Raw genomic sequence first — 15,401 nt, forward strand, 5'->3', positions numbered from 1 at the left:
ATAGCATAACTTCCCGAAGTATGCCAGCCCCTTTTGAAAAATTATTGCTTTTTTCCCGCCTCTTTTTTATCTTTCCAGGGAGTAGGCAGCTCTTTTGTCTCAAGATCGTCGCCCGCGCGGTACTGCCAGCCTCCGCCAAGAGCGAGGCAAAGACCAACCGCCGAATTGAGACGATCTGCCCGGCTGCCCTCAAGCTGCAGCTGTACGGCGAGCAGGCTGCGCTGGGCGTCAAGCAGGTCAAGCTGGCTTGTCATTCCGTCAAGGTACTGGCTCTGCGCCAGCTCAAAGGCCCTGCGCTGGGCCTCTTCCTGCCTGATCTCCAGGGCTATTACCTCTTCGCTCTTTTCGTTGGCGTTGATGGCGTCAATAGTCTCTTTCATCGCGTTCTGCACAGTTTTATAGTACTGGGCAAGCGCCTGCTGGGCCGCCGCCTCGGTTTTTTTCACGTTTGCCTCAAGTTTGCCGCCGTTATAAAGCGGCGCTACGATCCCAGCCGCCGCCGCCCAGCCCGTAGGGCCGTCCAGCATCTCGCTCACGGAGTTGTTGACGTTTCCGATCAGGCCGCTGAGGGATATCGTCGGATACTGCGCCGCCTTCGCGGAACCGATGTTCGCGAGCGCCGTGCGGTAGTTGAAGGCCGCCTGCAGTATATCGGGGCGCTGAGTCAGCAACTCCGCGGGCAGTCCCTCGGGAATGGAGGGGCAGGGCGGAAGTTCCGCTATGTATGCCCCGCGCGGCACTTCGCGCGCGGCGAACTCTTTGGGGTCGCGTCCCATCAGCAGCAGCAGTGAAGTTTCGTACTGCGTCATCGCCAGCTGCAGCTGCCGGACCTGCACCGCCGTGGAGGCGACAAGGGCCTCGTTGCGCCGCACCTCCAGCTCGCTGACCTGTCCCTGTTCGTACTGGTACTTGCTCAGGTCAAGCGTCCTCTGCTGTGATTTGAGGTTTTCCTGGGCGATTTGTATCTGCCGGTCGGCGGCGCGCAGCGAGAAGTAATTCTTCGCCACCTCGCCCGCCAATGACAGGCGGACCGTGTTCTTCGCCGCTTCGGTCGCAAGGATGTTTTCTCTCGCCGCGCGGGTGGCCTTCTGGAGCTTGCCCCAGAGGTCCATCTCATAGCTTACGCCGCCTGCGGGTTCAAGCAAGTTTGTCTCATCGCGTTTTCCGTCCGCGCCGCCAAGAATATATGAGCGTGAAGCGTCCAGCTGGGCGTTCAAAGAGGGGCGCTGTTCGCCGCGCGCCACCTTGAAGGCGGCCCGCGACTGGGCTACGGCGGCAAGGGCGCCTTCGAGATCGCGATTACGCCGGAAGGCCTCGTCTATACACTGATTTAGGACAGGCTCGTTAAAGAGCGTCCACCAAGCGGTATCAGGCGCTATCTTTTCCACCGCGGAAGCTCTGCCTGTCTGAATGTCGCCGGAGACGGAGCTCACATAGGCCGGCGGCATATCGTACGCCAGAGGGGACGTTATCTTCGGCCCCAAGTCTATATGAAAGAACGAACCGATAAAAAGTGCCGCTAAAAGCGCGCTGGTAGTCATCTACTTCGCCTCCCCTTCCGCTGTTGAAACTGCATCTTCGGCTGCGGAATCCTTTTTATGTGAAGAGAGCCGCATGACCATCATAAAGAAACAGGGCACAAAGAATATACCGATCACAGTGGACGCCACCATGCCGCCGATTATACCCGTTCCGATCGAGTGCCGGCTGGCGGCGCCCGCGCCGGTGCTGATGGCGAGCGGCAGGACTCCGAGAATGAAGGCCAGCGAGGTCATGATGATCGGACGGAAACGCAGGTGCGAGGCGTTTACCGCCGCCTGCATCAGCGGCACCCCCTTTTGGTGCTCTTCCAGCGCGAATTCAACGATCAGAATGGCGTTTTTCGCGGATAGGCCGATCAGCGTGACCAACGCCACCTGGAAATAAAGGTCGTCGGAGAGGCCGCGCAGCATCGTCGCGGCAAAGGCGCCGAAGAGCGCGAAGGGAACGGAGAGGACTACCGCAAAGGGCAGACTCCACCGCTCATACTGCGCCGCCAGAATGAGGAAGACCATGATGATACCCAGCACGAAGGCGATCATCGTTGCCGAACCGGTCTGCTTCTCCTGATAGGCCGTGCCGGTCCAGGCGAGCGTATAGCCGTCGGGCAGCGTCGCCGCCGTCTCCTCCAGGGCCTTTATGACCTGCCCGGAAGTATATCCCGCAGCCGGCTGTCCAGTAAGCTTCGCGGCGGGAAAGACGTTGAAACGCTCCATCGTGTCCGGTCCAGTCGTCGGCCGCAGCTCGACCAGAGACTCCAACGGTATCATGTCGCCGTTTTGCGAACGAATGTAGGTATACTTGATGCCGTCCGGCCTGTCCCTGTAATTCGACTCGGAAGAGATAAGCACCTGGAAGGTGCGTCCCATCTTATCAAAGTCATTCACATAATAGTTGCTGTAGATGCTGCCCATCGCCCCAAAAACGTCCGCCAGACTGACACCGAGCGATTTGGCCTTCACCCTGTCGATGTAGACGTAGTACTGCGGCACCTTTGTTGAGAAGGTCGTCGTCACGCTCGCGATCTCCGGCCTCTTGTCGGCCTCTTCTATGAACTTCTGGACGATGGCCTCAATTTCATCGGCGTCCGTGGTGATCCTGCTCTGCAGATAGCCTTCGACGCCGCCCGTGGTGCTCATGCCGATAATCGCAGGCGGATTAAAGGCAAAGACCTGCCCCTCGGGAATGCTCCAGGCCTTCCCCATCACTTTATTAGCCACGGAGAACGAATCCTCGCCGGCTCCCTTACGCTGATCCCAGTCTTTAAGGCGGATAAATCCCGCGCCGTAGTTAGACTGGTTGGAAGAGTTGAGGATGTTGTACCCGGCAAAAACGAGCGCCGTCTCCACCTCCGGCATGGAGGATGTTATCTCAGAGACCTTCTTCGCCAGTTCCTCGGTCTGGTTGAGCGCGCTGCCGTCGGGCAGGGACATAGATTCCATGATGATACCCTGGTCTTCGTCGGGAACCAGGGAGGTAGGCAGTGTCACCGCCATCCGCGCCGTGGCTCCAAGAAAGAGCAGGAAGACGACGAAGACGACTATGCCGTGCTTGAGCATCACACGCACGGAAGATGAGAAGCCATATGTGAGGCGGTCAAAGAAGGAGTTGAACCACTTAAATAAGATAAATTTCGGTTTGTGGTCCGAGGGTTTCAGGATCATCGCACAGAGTGCGGGGGTCAGCGAAAGCGCCACAAAGCCGGAAATTATAACCGAGGTCGCGATCGTGACCGCAAACTGCTTATAGAGCTCACCTGTGAACCCTCCAAGGAAAGCGATCGGCACAAAGACGGAGGTGAGCACGAGGACGATGGCGATGACCGGCGCCGTGACCTCTTCCATCGCCTTGCAGGTCGCGTCGAACGGCGACAGGCCATCCTCCTCCATATGACGGTCGACATTTTCAATGACGACGATAGCGTCGTCGACTACCAGCCCTATCGCAAGGACGACGCCGAAGAGCGTCAGCGTGTTGATCGAGAATCCGAAGGCTTTGAGTCCGGCGAAGGTCCCGATTATGGAGACAGGGACGGCGAGACAGGGAATTATCGTGGCGCGGAGGTCCTGCAGGAAGAGCAGAACGACGAGGAACACAAGCACCAGCGCCTCGATGAGCGTGATAATGACTTCCTCTATAGATACACGGACGAAGGTCGTAGTGTCATAAGGGATATCGTAGACGAGCCCGCTGGGGAACTTCTTCTGCGCCTCGGCAAGCTGAGCCTTGACCTCGTCGCATACGTGTATTGCGTTGGCCCCCGGCGCGAGGGTGACCCCGACGGGGACGGCGGGCGTGCCGTTCTGCGTTCCCGAGAAGCTGTAGTTTTTCGCGCCGAGCTGCACGCGCGCGATATCCCTGAGATAGACAGTCTCTCCTCCTGGGATGCTCTTAATGATGATATTCTCAAATTCTTCTTCCGTCGTCAGACGGCCGGTCGTCGTCATGATATAGGTCTTCTGTATATCTGCTTTCGTCGGCGCGTCGCCGAAGCGCCCTAGCGCGTATTGGCTGTTCTGGTCCTGTATCGCGGCGGCGACATCGGAGGGAGTTATCCCCAGCTGCGACATCTTGTCGGGTTTGAGCCAGATGCGCATCGCGTAATCCTGGTTTGTGAAGATATTGACGTCGCTGACTCCGGGAATGCGCTTGAGCCCGTCAACGACGTTGAGCAGCGCGTAATTGCTTATGTAAGTCGTGTCGTATATTCCCTGTGGTGAGAAGAGCGAGAAGATGAGCAGCAGGTTGGGCGACGACTTCTGCACAACGATACCGTACTGGCGGACCTCCGCCGGTATCGAGGGAGTGGCCATCTGCACGCGGTTGTTGACGTTTATCGTAGCCTGGTCGGCGTCCGTCCCAAGCTCAAAGGTGACGGTGAGGACCATGTTTCCCTGCCCGTTGCTGACGGAGTTCATGTATATCATGTCGTCTACGCCGTTTATCTGCGTCTCCAGCGGCGCGGCCACGACCTGCGCAATGACCTCGGGAGTCGCTCCCGGATACTGCGCGCTGACGGTGACCTGAGGCGGCACAAGCTCAGGGAACTGCGCGATGGGAAGCGTATAAATAGACACTATCCCAGCGATGACGATGACGATTGAGCAAACGGTCGCCAGAATGGGCCGTTTTATAAACATTATGGAAAACATTTATTTTGCTCCCTCTATAGCTACCTTTTCGCCGGGGCGCACTTTGCCGACGCCGTCAAGCACTATTCTCTCTCCCTCTTCGAGTCCCTTGCCCACAAGACAGGTATTGTCTATCGTCCTGAGGATCGTTATCTCAACCTTTTCCGTAGTATTTTCATCGCTAAGCTTATAAACGAACGATTTTTCGCTGGCCTGCAGAATGGCTTTAAGCGGCACCTGGATGATGTTGGGAACATAATATCCTTTCACATAGACGCGTACAAACTGCCCTGAATAGAGAGAATTGCCCTTATTGTCAAATACGGCGCGCGCGTTGATCGAAGCGGTCTGCGGCGTTACGAACTGGTTCTGGAAGTCGATCTTTCCCTTTTTATCTATCTTAGTGCCGTCACCCAGCGCCAGCTCCACATAGGGACCGCCCTCTTCTGTTTTAAGGAAGCCCTGTTCGGCGAGCAGCGTGCTTTTACGATAGGTGTCGGCGGGTATCGCAAAATCGACGTAGACCTTATCGGACTGTACGATCGTCGTCAGAAGCCCTCCCGCCTCGATGAGATTTCCCACGGAATAGTTTTCTTTGCCGCTCAGACCCGCGATCGGAGCCCTGACGGTCGTCCATTCCAAATCTATCTGGGACTGGCGCAGCGCGGCGCGGGCCGCGTCCACCGCCGATTTCGACGCCTTGAAGTTCGACTCCGCCGTGTCAAAATCGGCCTTGCTCACGGCGTTTTTCTTATAAAGAGCCGAGGCCCTGTCATAATCCGTCTTCATCAGGTTCATCTGCACTTCGCTCTGTTTCAGAGAGGCGTAGTTCCTGTTGACGGCGGCGCGGTAGGGCGCCTGGTCAATGACGAACATGACCTGACCAGCCTTTACCGGCATGCCCTCTTTATATGATTTTTTCTTTATGATGCCTCCGACCTGCGCGCGCAGTTCAGCCTGTTTGAAACCAGCCGTCTGCCCCGTGTATTCCATTGTGATCGGCATGTCGGAGCGCTTGACCGTCATTTCAGAGACGACGGGAGGCGGGACCATTGCCGCGGCCGCCGCGGCGGCTTTTTTCTTTTCTTCGTTCTTAAAATACCACCAGCCAGCGGCGGCGGCGATAACTATGAATGCGATGATTACATATATGATATATTTCCTGCTCTCAGCATTCTGGGGCTCGCTCTGTATTTCCGTTGTCTTATTTTCGTTTTCCACGGATACATCTACTCCTCGCATAAGGACAATTTAGTAAATTTCATTATAACATACTAAATAAAAATGAAAGACACCGCCTCAGTGATAGCAGCAATACCTTAGCGGAAATACTGAATATGGCGGAGTCTTGATGCCGTAATGCCCCCGCCTGCGCACTACAGCGTCTCGACGATATCCCGTCTGCCCAGCAGGCGCGAGGGCAGCCACGAGCAAACGGCTCCGCAGAGAAGGATCATCGCCATAAGCGCCGCCTCTTCCGGTAGGAAACCCGCCGAAATGTAAACAGCCGTCTTACTCTGCAGTATCGAGCCTAGCGCGCAGAAGGCGGCGTGCCCAAGGATCATCCCGAGGACGGAGCCGCAAAGAACCAGGGCCATGCCCATTTCAAAGTTGAGCGCCGACACATTCTCACTGGTAGCGCCAAGGGCCCGCATGATCGCCTGGTCACGCGTACTGCCGATGATAAACCAATATAGAGAGCAGGCGATTATGACCAGCGCCAGACAAATGACGCCCCAGCTGAATATCCGCATTATCTGTTCAATATTGCCCATAATGTAAAAGAGCTGAACAACTATCTTCGAGGGAAAGACGATCTGCACCTCGGAATCCTTAACGTACTGTCCCGCCAGCTGCATCGCCTGCGCGTAGCCCGCGGGCCGTATAACGACCGCCGTCACCTCGCGGCCATCATGGTGTTCGACCTCCGACCGCGCATGATCTTCCTCGGCCTCTCCGTGGGAGTGTGCCAGCCATATGCTCTCCATACCGACTAGGATGCTGCCGTCATATGGACCGTGCAGCGGAGCAAGAATACCGACAACGGTATATTTCTCGCGGTGCGCCGCACCGCCATCCGCGCTCACCGTACCGTGAATGGATGCAAATGTATCGCCTATCTTCAGACCGCAGCCGCGCGCCACCTCGGCGCCGATCACCGCCTCGTAGGCGTCCTGAAAAGTACATCCCCCCAAGAGAGTGAGCCATGGCTTATCCCCGCCGCCGATACCGTTGCTGATTTTAAAAATATCCGGCTCCGTGCCGACCAGACGATAACCGCGATAGTTATCGCCAAAGCCCAGGGGGACGGCGGAGGCCACATTGGGATTGAGGCGCAGCTTCTCCACCTGATCGTAGCCGATGTTGCCGATAGGCTGATCCTGCAGAAAGACGCCGTTCAGCACCAGCTGGTTCGGGCTGCCCTTGGCCCCCATGAGCATCGGAAAGGGATTTGCCGCACGAACAAGCCCGCCGTGCAGCCCTTCGGCCAGAAGCAAAATAACGACGGCGAGCGCGATACTGACCGCCATCACCGCCGCCGCTAGAGAGTTTTGCATCCATCTGTAGATAAGAAAACGTCTTAGCAATAATAGATCGCTCATTCAGCATACCTGCCTATTCGTATATCGTAGCGCCTGCCAAACTGCGCCTTCACATAATCGTCGTGAGTGCTTAGGAGCAGCGCCGCCCCGTACCGGCCGCACAGCTCTTTCAGAAGGGCCAGAACGATATCGGCGTTGCTGCGGTCGAGGCTCGCAGTCGGTTCGTCCGCGAGCAGAAGACGCGGCCTGTTGAAGACGGCGCGCAGTATCGCCACGCGCTGCTGCTCTCCCAGACTAAGCTTCGAGGGACGCGCCTTTGCCTTGTTGCCCAGCCCCATATGCTCCAATAAAGCGATGGCAGCCTGCCTCGGATCTTCGTCCGGCTGGCGGCCGGCCCTCCATTTGGCGGCCAGAATAATATTCTCTTCCGCCGTCAAAGCCTCGAGCAGATTAAGTTTTTGAAATATATAGCCGATATTGGCGGCCCGCCAGCGGTCGCGTTCTTTCGCCGTGAAACCTGTCACGGAAACGCCGCCAAATATAATTTCGCCCTCATCCTCTTTCAGGAGGCCGGAAATGAGATGAAGCAAAGTGGTCTTGCCGCTGCCGCTGGGCCCCTCGAGGATCAGCATTTCACCGGGTGCAAGCACAAGCTTTGGCACGGAGATATGGGCCGCCGCGCTGCCACCGGCGTCATAAAAGGTCTTTTGAAGACCGCTTATCTCAAGCAGGTTCACTTTACGACCTCCAACTTTTCGCTGACGATGCGTACCAGGCTGACAAAACCAGTCTCCGCGTCGACCGCCGTCCCCAGTTCCAGGATGCCCGTAACCCTGATCGGCCTGTCATAGGGCAGAGCCTTTACCGGCTCGCTCAATTTCACAACTACGATATCTGATGGCCAATCAGCGTCGCTGGAGCAAAATGGGCAGATGGACATCGGTTCCCTGGTAAGGACAAAAAAGTTGATAGTCGGGGTCAGCGGCGGCGCCATAAAGCCGACCATGCTCACTTTCGTACCGACGGACTTTTTCAACTTATCGGAAATAACGATTCCACGGGAGGATATGGAGCTGTACATTTCGTCAAAGCCGATCTTGGTAGCCTCTTTTCCCCACCCCCAGGCCGCCGCCGCGCCATAATCAGCAGAAAGCGGCTTCCCGAAGGAAGCCGTTATCTGCTGTGTGTCGGCGGTGAAAGAGAGGGCGAGCGTCAGTAGTATCGCTGAAACAGCCAGTACCCTTAGCAGCACTTTTGCTCAACCCTTTCCAAAATCACTATTTGACGTTCTTATTGCCGTCCAGGCCAAGCGCCCTGACGATGCCGAAGAACACCTCGGTATTGTCCATTACGCCGCGGAAGTATTCGGAGCCGGGGCCCTGCGCGTTGAGGAGGATATCGTCGGCGGAGTGGACCTCCTGCAAATCAGCGGCGGGAATGTTGCCGGGAGCTAATTCACCTTTGATATTGGGATTGGCAACCGCCTTGTCGCCTGACATGATCGCCGGGTCGGTGGGAACCTGCTTGAATCTGTAATCGACGTTTGTATCGGGATGGTTGGCGAACTGTACCGCGAGGGTCACGGAGGGATTAGGATCATCGGGGTATCCGTCGCCGTCGAGGTCCTCGAAGGTGGTCCATTTGGCGTCGGCGTAAGTACGCACAGCTTCACGGCCCTTCTTGCCGTCAAGCTCGTGGTAGGTGCCGGTGATGCTCGCGCCATGGGCATGGTCGGCGACGACTACTATCATCGTGTCGGGGTTTTTCTCGGCAAATTTCTGCGCCACTCCGACCGCCTGGTCAAACTCAATATTGTCATAGGCGGCGCGCTGCCAGTCAAGGACGTGCAGCTGCTTGTCAATGCAGGCTCCCTCGACCATCAGGAAGAAGCCGTTCTTATTTTTGCTCAGGGCGCGGATGGCTTTGTCGGTCATCTCCACAAGCCCGGGCTGGTCATCGAAACCGCCGAGGACCTTAGGGTTTTTCAGCATCGCGCGGTCCACATAGACATTCATGTGGTTGAGGTGATAGAGGCCCAGCAGTTTGTCGGCTTCGGCGGGAATCTTATCAAGTTCGCTCTTCGTGCTTGAAAAACGGTAGCCAAGGTCTTCAAAACCCTTGATCACATTAACGTCGTCTTTACGCTTGGAGCCGTTGACGCTCTTCGGCAGGAAGTTAGCCGACCCGCCGCCGAGGATCACGTCCGGGCGGTGGCGTTCCGTCAGCATATCCTGCGCGATATAGTTGAGCTCCGCGCGGCGGCGAGTATGGGCCAGCATCGCCGCCGGCGTAGCATCGGTGATGTTGGAGGTGGAGACGATGCCGGTCGCCATGCCGCGCGTACGTTTCGCAAGCTCGATAATATTTTCTACTTTGGGGTCGTCAAGGGGATCTTTTGTGCAGTTTTCATAGACGCCCATCGCGTTGACGACGCTCTTATGGCCCGTCGCGTAGGCGGAGGCGCTGTTGGCGGAGTCTGTGACGAGCGAATCATAGCCGGAGGTCGTGATTAGCGCCATGTGGGGCATCTTTTCCATATTCAGCAGATCGTTGTACTTGCCCTCGGTAATACCCTTGGAGAGTATGCGCGCGATCTCTCTCGCCTGTACGCTCATACCGTCGCCTATCAGGAGGATGACGTTTTTCGCGCGTTTTTTAGACTTTTCGTCGGTGACGCTGTACTCTACGCTGCGCCTGCCATCGGCGTCCGTGACGCTGACGGTGTACTTGCCTGACTTGGGGAAACTTACGTCGTCGATACGGTAGACGGCTATGGGACCCTCCATCGACGTCGAGGCCTTCTTACCAAAAAAGGCGGCCGCGTCTTTGCCGTTGACCGTCACCTGTATCCCGGAGGCGGAGCCGTTCTTTACCTCCACAGCAAAGTCAAATTTCTGCCCCTGAAGGAATTTTGCCCTGTTGATCGGCAAAACTCTGACAGTCTCTTCCTGCGGCGCGGAATACCGGGCCAGAGCGGGGTTTGGAATGCAGGCCGTCAGCGCGCAGCTCAATCCCAGAGCGACCGCCGCCACGACTTTTTTCTTGTCCGTGAACAAATTCATTTTTAAACCAATCCTTCCTTTTCTGCTGACAATAATTTCTCCATTAGTACCTGGAGTGCATTATAGGTAGGAGATGTTAAGCAAAAAGTAAGGATATGTTAAGTATTTGTAAAAATGGCGCCGCACCGCGGGGTTATGATGAGCCGAAGCGCTGATTGGGATAAATTCGGGCCGTCCCTAAAAAGATACGTTTTGGACTGCCCTTGCAGTGAGGCAGGAAAAATTTTTTAAGTTCTTGCTGGAATTTTATTTCCCGGCTTTAACGAGCAGCGTAACTGTCTCCACATGCCCGGTCTGCGGGAACATATCGAAGGGGCGCGCCTCAAGCGGCGTGTAGCCGCCCTCCGCGAGGCGCCTGATATCTCTGGCTAGCGTCGCCGGGTTGCAGGATACATATACGATCCTCTCCGGAGCCGTTTTCAGTATCGCGGCGATTACCTTTTCGTCGCAGCCGGAGCGCGGCGGGTCCACCACTACGACGTCGCAGCGGCTGCCGCTTAGGCTCTCCGCGATATCCTCCGCCTGTGCAGTGTGCGGGACAATCTTTTTTATCCCGTTCCGTTCGGCGTTGCCGGCGATATACTTCGCCGCGGGAAGCCAGCTTTCAACGGCGGTCACCTCGGCGCCGCCGGCGGCTAAGAAGGCGGTGAGGCTGCCGACGCCGGAATAGAGTTCAAGTATTTTACCGGGCGCGCCGTCGAGGGCGAGCCCCGCGGCGTAATCGTAAAGGCTGAGGGCCTGGGCGGAGTTCACCTGGAAAAAGGAGCTGGCTTCGAAGGTGAATTTATATCTTCCCAGCCGTTCGCTCATCAGCTCCGCGCCGTATATGGGCGTTGTACGGCTTCCCCAGATGAAATTCCCGGGAGAGTTGTTTATGTTATATACCATTCCCGAAAGTCCCTTTATCTTTTGCGCGGCGGAGCGCAGACTGTTTTCCTCTTTTTTCGAAAGCGGCCGTCTGCCGATCACCGCGCAGAGCGAATCCTCGCCGAACTGCGCCTGTCTGACGACGATATGACGGATCAGCTCGTTCGGCAGGGAGCGCCTGCCCTCGCGCGCGCCGCAAAAACCCTCTTCGCGCAGCGCCGCGAGAAGCCCGCGAATATTTCTATTTATCTGCGGCAGCAGCACAGGACAGTCGGAATATGGGATTATATCGTGGCTGCGCGGCCTGTAAAATCCCGCGCGCAGACTTTCGCCGCCAAGGCTCTGTACCGGCAGCGACGCCTTGTTGCGGTAACCCCAAAGCTCCGGCGAGGGGACGCACTCATGAACATTCGGCGCCTCTATCCCGCCTATCCTCTCCAATGCGTCAACGACCGTCTTCCGCTTCATCCTCAGCTGGGCGCCGTAGGATATGTGCTGAAGCTGGCAGCCTCCGCAGCGTCCAAATAGGCCGCAGGCCGGCGTTATACGCTCGGGCGATTCGGATAACCTGCGCAGCACTTTAGCCGTCCCGTAGTTTTTCTTCTTTGTTACAAGACGTGCCTCCACCTCTTCGCCGGGAAGGGCGTCGGTGACAAAGACGACGAAACGTTCCTCGCCCGCGCGGACGACGCCTTCGCCTTCGTTATTAAGATCTGAAATCGTAACCTTTATTTTATCTCCCTGTATCATGGGTGATACTATACACTAAAAACCGCCCTCTTGCGTAGGTAAAATCCTCTTCCATACCTTAGTATTATATGGCTATATCGCTGTAGTATACGGAGAGTAAATAAATGAAAATAGACAATATCATAGAAACGATAGAAAATTTACCCATGACAAGGGCGCTGCGCACGGCCCTGGTCATGTCCATCCCCATCCTGATGATCGGTTCCTTCTCGCTGATACTTAAGTCTTTTCCTATACCGGCCTATCAGCGCTTTTTAGAGATTTTTCTCGGCGGCGCGCTGCGTGATATTCTGGACGTAGCTCACCGGGCGACGTTTGGGATATTTTCACTCTATATGGTGCTTGCGGTGAGCAGGAATTATTCGCAGGACAACAGCTCTGACCCACTCATGTTTTACGGCGCGCCGATCGCTTCGCTGATATCCTTCGTCATTTTATGCGGCTTTTTTTCCGGGCGTCCCTCAATAGCGGCTTTCGGCGTCAACGGCATGTTCACCGCCCTCTTATGCGCTGTATGCATACCGCCGGCATATCTCGGCTTCGTCAAGAGATTCGGCGGCAGGCGAAGGATATATACCAAAGGGGCGGATTATATATTCAACCTCGCGATCGGTTCCCTGCTGCCGCTCTTTATGACTGTATTTTTCGTCTCCTCGCTTAACTATATTATCGTACAGACCTTCGGCGTCTCAGGGCTGTATGAACTATTGGTAAAGGGCGGACAGCACATTTTCAGCGGCAGGGAGCGTTCACTGAAAAGCGCGGTACTCTTCCTCATATCTTCAGGAGTGATGTGGTTCTTCGGCATCCACGGCAACAACGTGCTCGACAATGTTATCAAAACCGTCTTTTACCCAGGCATAGAGATAAACCATTCAATGCTTGCCGTGGGGCTGGTTCCCAGAGAGATATTAACGAAGACCTTTTTTGATACCTTTGTGTATATGGGCGGCTGCGGCGGCGCTATCTCTCTGCTGGCCGCCGTACTTATTTTTTCAAAGAGACCCAGCAGCCGCAACCTCGCCAAGCTCGCTTTTCTGCCGATGATCTTCAATGTCAACGAGATCATGCTTATCGGCCTGCCGGTGGTGCTCAACCCGATATTCCTGATCCCCTTTATCCTGACGCCGATAACCTCCTGCCTGATCTCATATGCCGCCTTCCACTTTGAACTGCTCCCCGTCACCGTCAACGCCGTCGAATGGACGACACCGGTGCTCTACGGCGGCTACGCTTCGACAGGCTCTATGGCCGGCGTGCTGCTGCAGTTGGTAAATATGATAGTCGGCGTCCTCATCTACCGCCCATTCATCCTTTTTTCAGACAGAGAGCAGGAGCTTATCTCCAACAAACAGATGAGCGCCCTTGTAAGGCTGCTGCAGGAACAGGAGGCGAAACGCTCTCCGGTTATGCTGACGGAGCTTTATGGAACGATGGGCGCCGTAGCGAAGGAGCTGGCGGAAGATCTCGATTATGCGCTTTTCTCACATGAACTGATGCTTTATTATCAGCCGCAGTTTGACGACAGGAGGCGCTGTATCGGCGCGGAGGCGCTGCTGCGCTGGAACCACCGCCGCTTCGGCTTCATCTATCCGCCGCTTATCATAAAACTGGCTGAAGAAAAGGGCTTTCTCTCAAAATTGGAAGAGAATATAATAATACGTGCCGCGGAGGATCTGCCGCTTGTGCAAAATGCCTTGGGCAGCGAGATATCCGTGAGCGTCAACGTGTCCGGCCTGACGATCGCGACCGACGCCTTTGAGCAGTTCCTGAAAAAAGCCGCTCTCAGCGGAAAGATAAACGCCGGAAAGATCAACCTCGAGGTAACAGAGCAGATGGCTCTCAGCTCCGACCCGCGGACGGAGGAGCGTCTCAGGAGGATATGTGATTTAGGCTTCCATCTGGAGATCGACGACTTTTCCATGGGACATACGTCGATCAAGTTTTTGCAGAGCGGCATCTTTGGGACGGTAAAGCTCGACGGCGCGATCATAAAAGATATCCTGCACAATCAGAGAAGCCGTGAGATAGTCGCCTCCATTATGGGCCTCTCCCGCTCGCTCGGATTTAAGGTCATCGCCGAATATGTAGAGAACGAGGCCATCATGGAGGCACTTGAAGAGATAGGCTGCCGGGCATATCAGGGGTACCTTTTCAGTCCGCCGCTGCCGCTTGAAAAGCTGCCGGAGGCCGTCAAAAAATAAAATATATATGGAGGAACGCGAATTGAGAGAATATATATCTTCTAAAGCAGCGCCAATCTGTACCGCCGCCGCTTTTCTTATCTCTCTCTTCGCCGACAGGCTGACGAAACATGCGGCGTTAAAGCTGGGATGGAACACCAGTCTTAACGCCGGTCTCTCTTTTGGGCTCTTCAGCGAGAGCGGTTCTTTCGCTGTTACGGCGGCCAATGCCGTAATTATTTTGATATTATTTATTATTTGTATACGCTGCGCGCGCAGGCTGGGACCGCTTTTCCGTCTCGGCGGCGCTTTGATGCTCGGCGGAGCCGCCGGAAATCTCACAGACAGACTGGCCTGCGGACAGGTGATCGACTGGATTCCGCTCCCTATGGCGGAGATATTTTTCAAAGACGGGTTATGGATAAACGCTGCGGACGTTTTTCTGTCCACAGGAGCGGCGATGATAATTTTCTCATTTTGGAAAAATCGAGAAAGCCGCCCATAGGCCGGTTAAATTTTATTCCGCCCGCGCCCGCTGACCTTTGTAAGGTATCCGACCGTAAATTCCGCCCAGCTGTAGTTTTTCATATACTCTCCAGTGAAGGAATTTACCGCGGCGACCTCGCCTTGCAGAAAACGGTAATAATCGCAGTCTATCATCTCGGGATTCACCGCCACGTTGTTCCGCCCCTTGATAATGACGTCATCGGCGCCCTCAGCCCTCAGCGCCGCGATCAGGTCGGAGATGAAGGTATGTATCTGGTTGAGCAGCGAACGGTCATAGTTTTTACCCTCCCATAGTATGGCGGCGATCTCCGCCATCGTCGCGCCCGCCCCGTGCCTGTCGATCAGATAGGCGAACAGCTCTTTTGACTTTGCTCTTTTGAAATGTACGGGCCTGTCGCCCGAGAATACCTCGAAGTTGCCGAAGGTCTGGACGCGCAGCCGCCATCCCCTTTCCTTTGCTACGGAGAGGCGCAGATTGGCCAGCTCCGCCTCTATATCCTCAATAGAGGCCGGTTTCAACAGATATCCGGAGGCACGGAGCTTAAAGGCGTCCACCGCATATTCGGAATACCCGGTGAGGAAGATAACCGCGGCTGCGGGCGATATTCTGTTTATCTCCGTGGCGAGCGCCAGTCCATCCATGCCGCGCATATTGATGTCGACGAAGGCGGCGTCAATATTATTTTCCTCTATATATTTGAGAGCCTCCGCCGGTTTTGTGAAACCCTTGACTTTTGATACATAGGGAAGCGACATCAGCTGCTCCACAAGATCCTCAAGGACAAGTTTTTCGTCATCTACCGCAATGATTTTCATAAC

11 protein-coding genes are annotated in these 15,401 nt (G+C 55.6%); 2 read left to right on the forward strand and 9 right to left on the reverse strand.

Features of this window, described 5'->3' with window-relative positions:
* Positions 1-41 precede the first annotated feature (41 nt).
* From LIO98_RS04785 to rlmD, 8 genes are all read right to left on the reverse strand, one after another.
* A complete protein-coding gene (locus tag LIO98_RS04785) occupies positions 42-1,541 on the reverse strand; it encodes an efflux transporter outer membrane subunit (protein WP_291953656.1) in 1,500 nt (499 codons plus the stop codon).
* Positions 1,542-4,679, reverse strand: coding sequence for a multidrug efflux RND transporter permease subunit (locus LIO98_RS04790; RefSeq protein ID WP_291953658.1), 3,138 nt, complete (start codon positions 4,677-4,679; stop codon positions 1,542-1,544).
* Between the two features lie 12 nt (positions 4,680-4,691).
* A complete protein-coding gene (locus LIO98_RS04795) occupies positions 4,692-5,891 on the reverse strand; it encodes an efflux RND transporter periplasmic adaptor subunit (RefSeq protein WP_291953660.1) in 1,200 nt (399 codons plus the stop codon).
* Between the two features lie 155 nt (positions 5,892-6,046).
* Complete coding sequence (locus LIO98_RS04800) at positions 6,047-7,273, reverse strand: ABC transporter permease (protein WP_291953662.1); 1,227 nt, start codon at positions 7,271-7,273, stop codon at positions 6,047-6,049.
* Positions 7,270-7,950 (reverse strand): ABC transporter ATP-binding protein, encoded by a 681-nt coding sequence (locus LIO98_RS04805; RefSeq protein WP_291953664.1) that lies wholly within the window; start codon positions 7,948-7,950, stop codon positions 7,270-7,272. Before LIO98_RS04805 ends, LIO98_RS04800 begins: the two co-directional genes overlap by 4 nt.
* Positions 7,947-8,465 carry a hypothetical protein gene (locus tag LIO98_RS04810; protein ID WP_291953666.1) on the reverse strand — a complete coding sequence of 173 codons (519 nt, stop codon included), beginning with the start codon at positions 8,463-8,465 and terminating at the stop codon, positions 7,947-7,949. The genes LIO98_RS04805 and LIO98_RS04810 overlap by 4 nt, the downstream gene beginning before the upstream one ends.
* Before the next feature lie 25 nt (positions 8,466-8,490).
* The gene (locus LIO98_RS04815; RefSeq protein WP_291953667.1) at positions 8,491-10,275 is read right to left on the reverse strand and encodes an alkaline phosphatase; all 1,785 of its coding nucleotides are present in this window, start codon (positions 10,273-10,275) and stop codon (positions 8,491-8,493) included.
* A 246-nt stretch (positions 10,276-10,521) separates the two neighbouring features.
* A complete protein-coding gene (gene rlmD / locus LIO98_RS04820) occupies positions 10,522-11,892 on the reverse strand; it encodes a 23S rRNA (uracil(1939)-C(5))-methyltransferase RlmD (protein WP_291953669.1) in 1,371 nt (456 codons plus the stop codon).
* 104 nt (positions 11,893-11,996) lie between these two features.
* Here rlmD and LIO98_RS04825 point away from each other — a divergent pair, with 104 nt between their 5' ends.
* Together LIO98_RS04825 and LIO98_RS04830 are read left to right on the forward strand one after the other, a co-directional pair.
* On the forward strand, positions 11,997-14,096 hold the full coding sequence (locus LIO98_RS04825; RefSeq protein WP_291953671.1) for an EAL domain-containing protein: 2,100 nt from the start codon (positions 11,997-11,999) through the stop codon (positions 14,094-14,096).
* A 22-nt stretch (positions 14,097-14,118) separates the two neighbouring features.
* Positions 14,119-14,580, forward strand: coding sequence for a signal peptidase II (locus LIO98_RS04830; RefSeq protein WP_291953673.1), 462 nt, complete (start codon positions 14,119-14,121; stop codon positions 14,578-14,580).
* Between the two features lie 5 nt (positions 14,581-14,585).
* Here the strand turns inward: LIO98_RS04830 and LIO98_RS04835 are convergent, their stop codons facing one another.
* Complete coding sequence (locus tag LIO98_RS04835) at positions 14,586-15,398, reverse strand: response regulator (RefSeq protein ID WP_291953675.1); 813 nt, start codon at positions 15,396-15,398, stop codon at positions 14,586-14,588.
* Between the last annotated feature and the right edge of the window lie 3 nt (positions 15,399-15,401).

This window comes from Cloacibacillus sp., assembly GCF_020860125.1.
In the GTDB taxonomy this organism is placed as follows: domain Bacteria; phylum Synergistota; class Synergistia; order Synergistales; family Synergistaceae; genus Cloacibacillus.

Excerpts from the sequence above, each read along its gene's own strand:
- LIO98_RS04835 (WP_291953675.1), bottom strand. The coding sequence starts at position 15,398 with ATGAAAATCATTGCGGTAGATGACGAAAAACTTGTCCTTGAGGATCTT.
- LIO98_RS04825 (WP_291953671.1), top strand. The coding sequence starts at position 11,997 with ATGAAAATAGACAATATCATAGAAACGATAGAAAATTTACCCATGACA.
- LIO98_RS04815 (WP_291953667.1), bottom strand. The coding sequence starts at position 10,275 with ATGAATTTGTTCACGGACAAGAAAAAAGTCGTGGCGGCGGTCGCTCTG.
- LIO98_RS04785 (WP_291953656.1), bottom strand. The coding sequence starts at position 1,541 with ATGACTACCAGCGCGCTTTTAGCGGCACTTTTTATCGGTTCGTTCTTT.
- LIO98_RS04790 (WP_291953658.1), bottom strand. The coding sequence starts at position 4,679 with ATGTTTATAAAACGGCCCATTCTGGCGACCGTTTGCTCAATCGTCATC.
- LIO98_RS04800 (WP_291953662.1), bottom strand. The coding sequence starts at position 7,273 with ATGAGCGATCTATTATTGCTAAGACGTTTTCTTATCTACAGATGGATG.
- rlmD (WP_291953669.1), bottom strand. The coding sequence starts at position 11,892 with ATGATACAGGGAGATAAAATAAAGGTTACGATTTCAGATCTTAATAAC.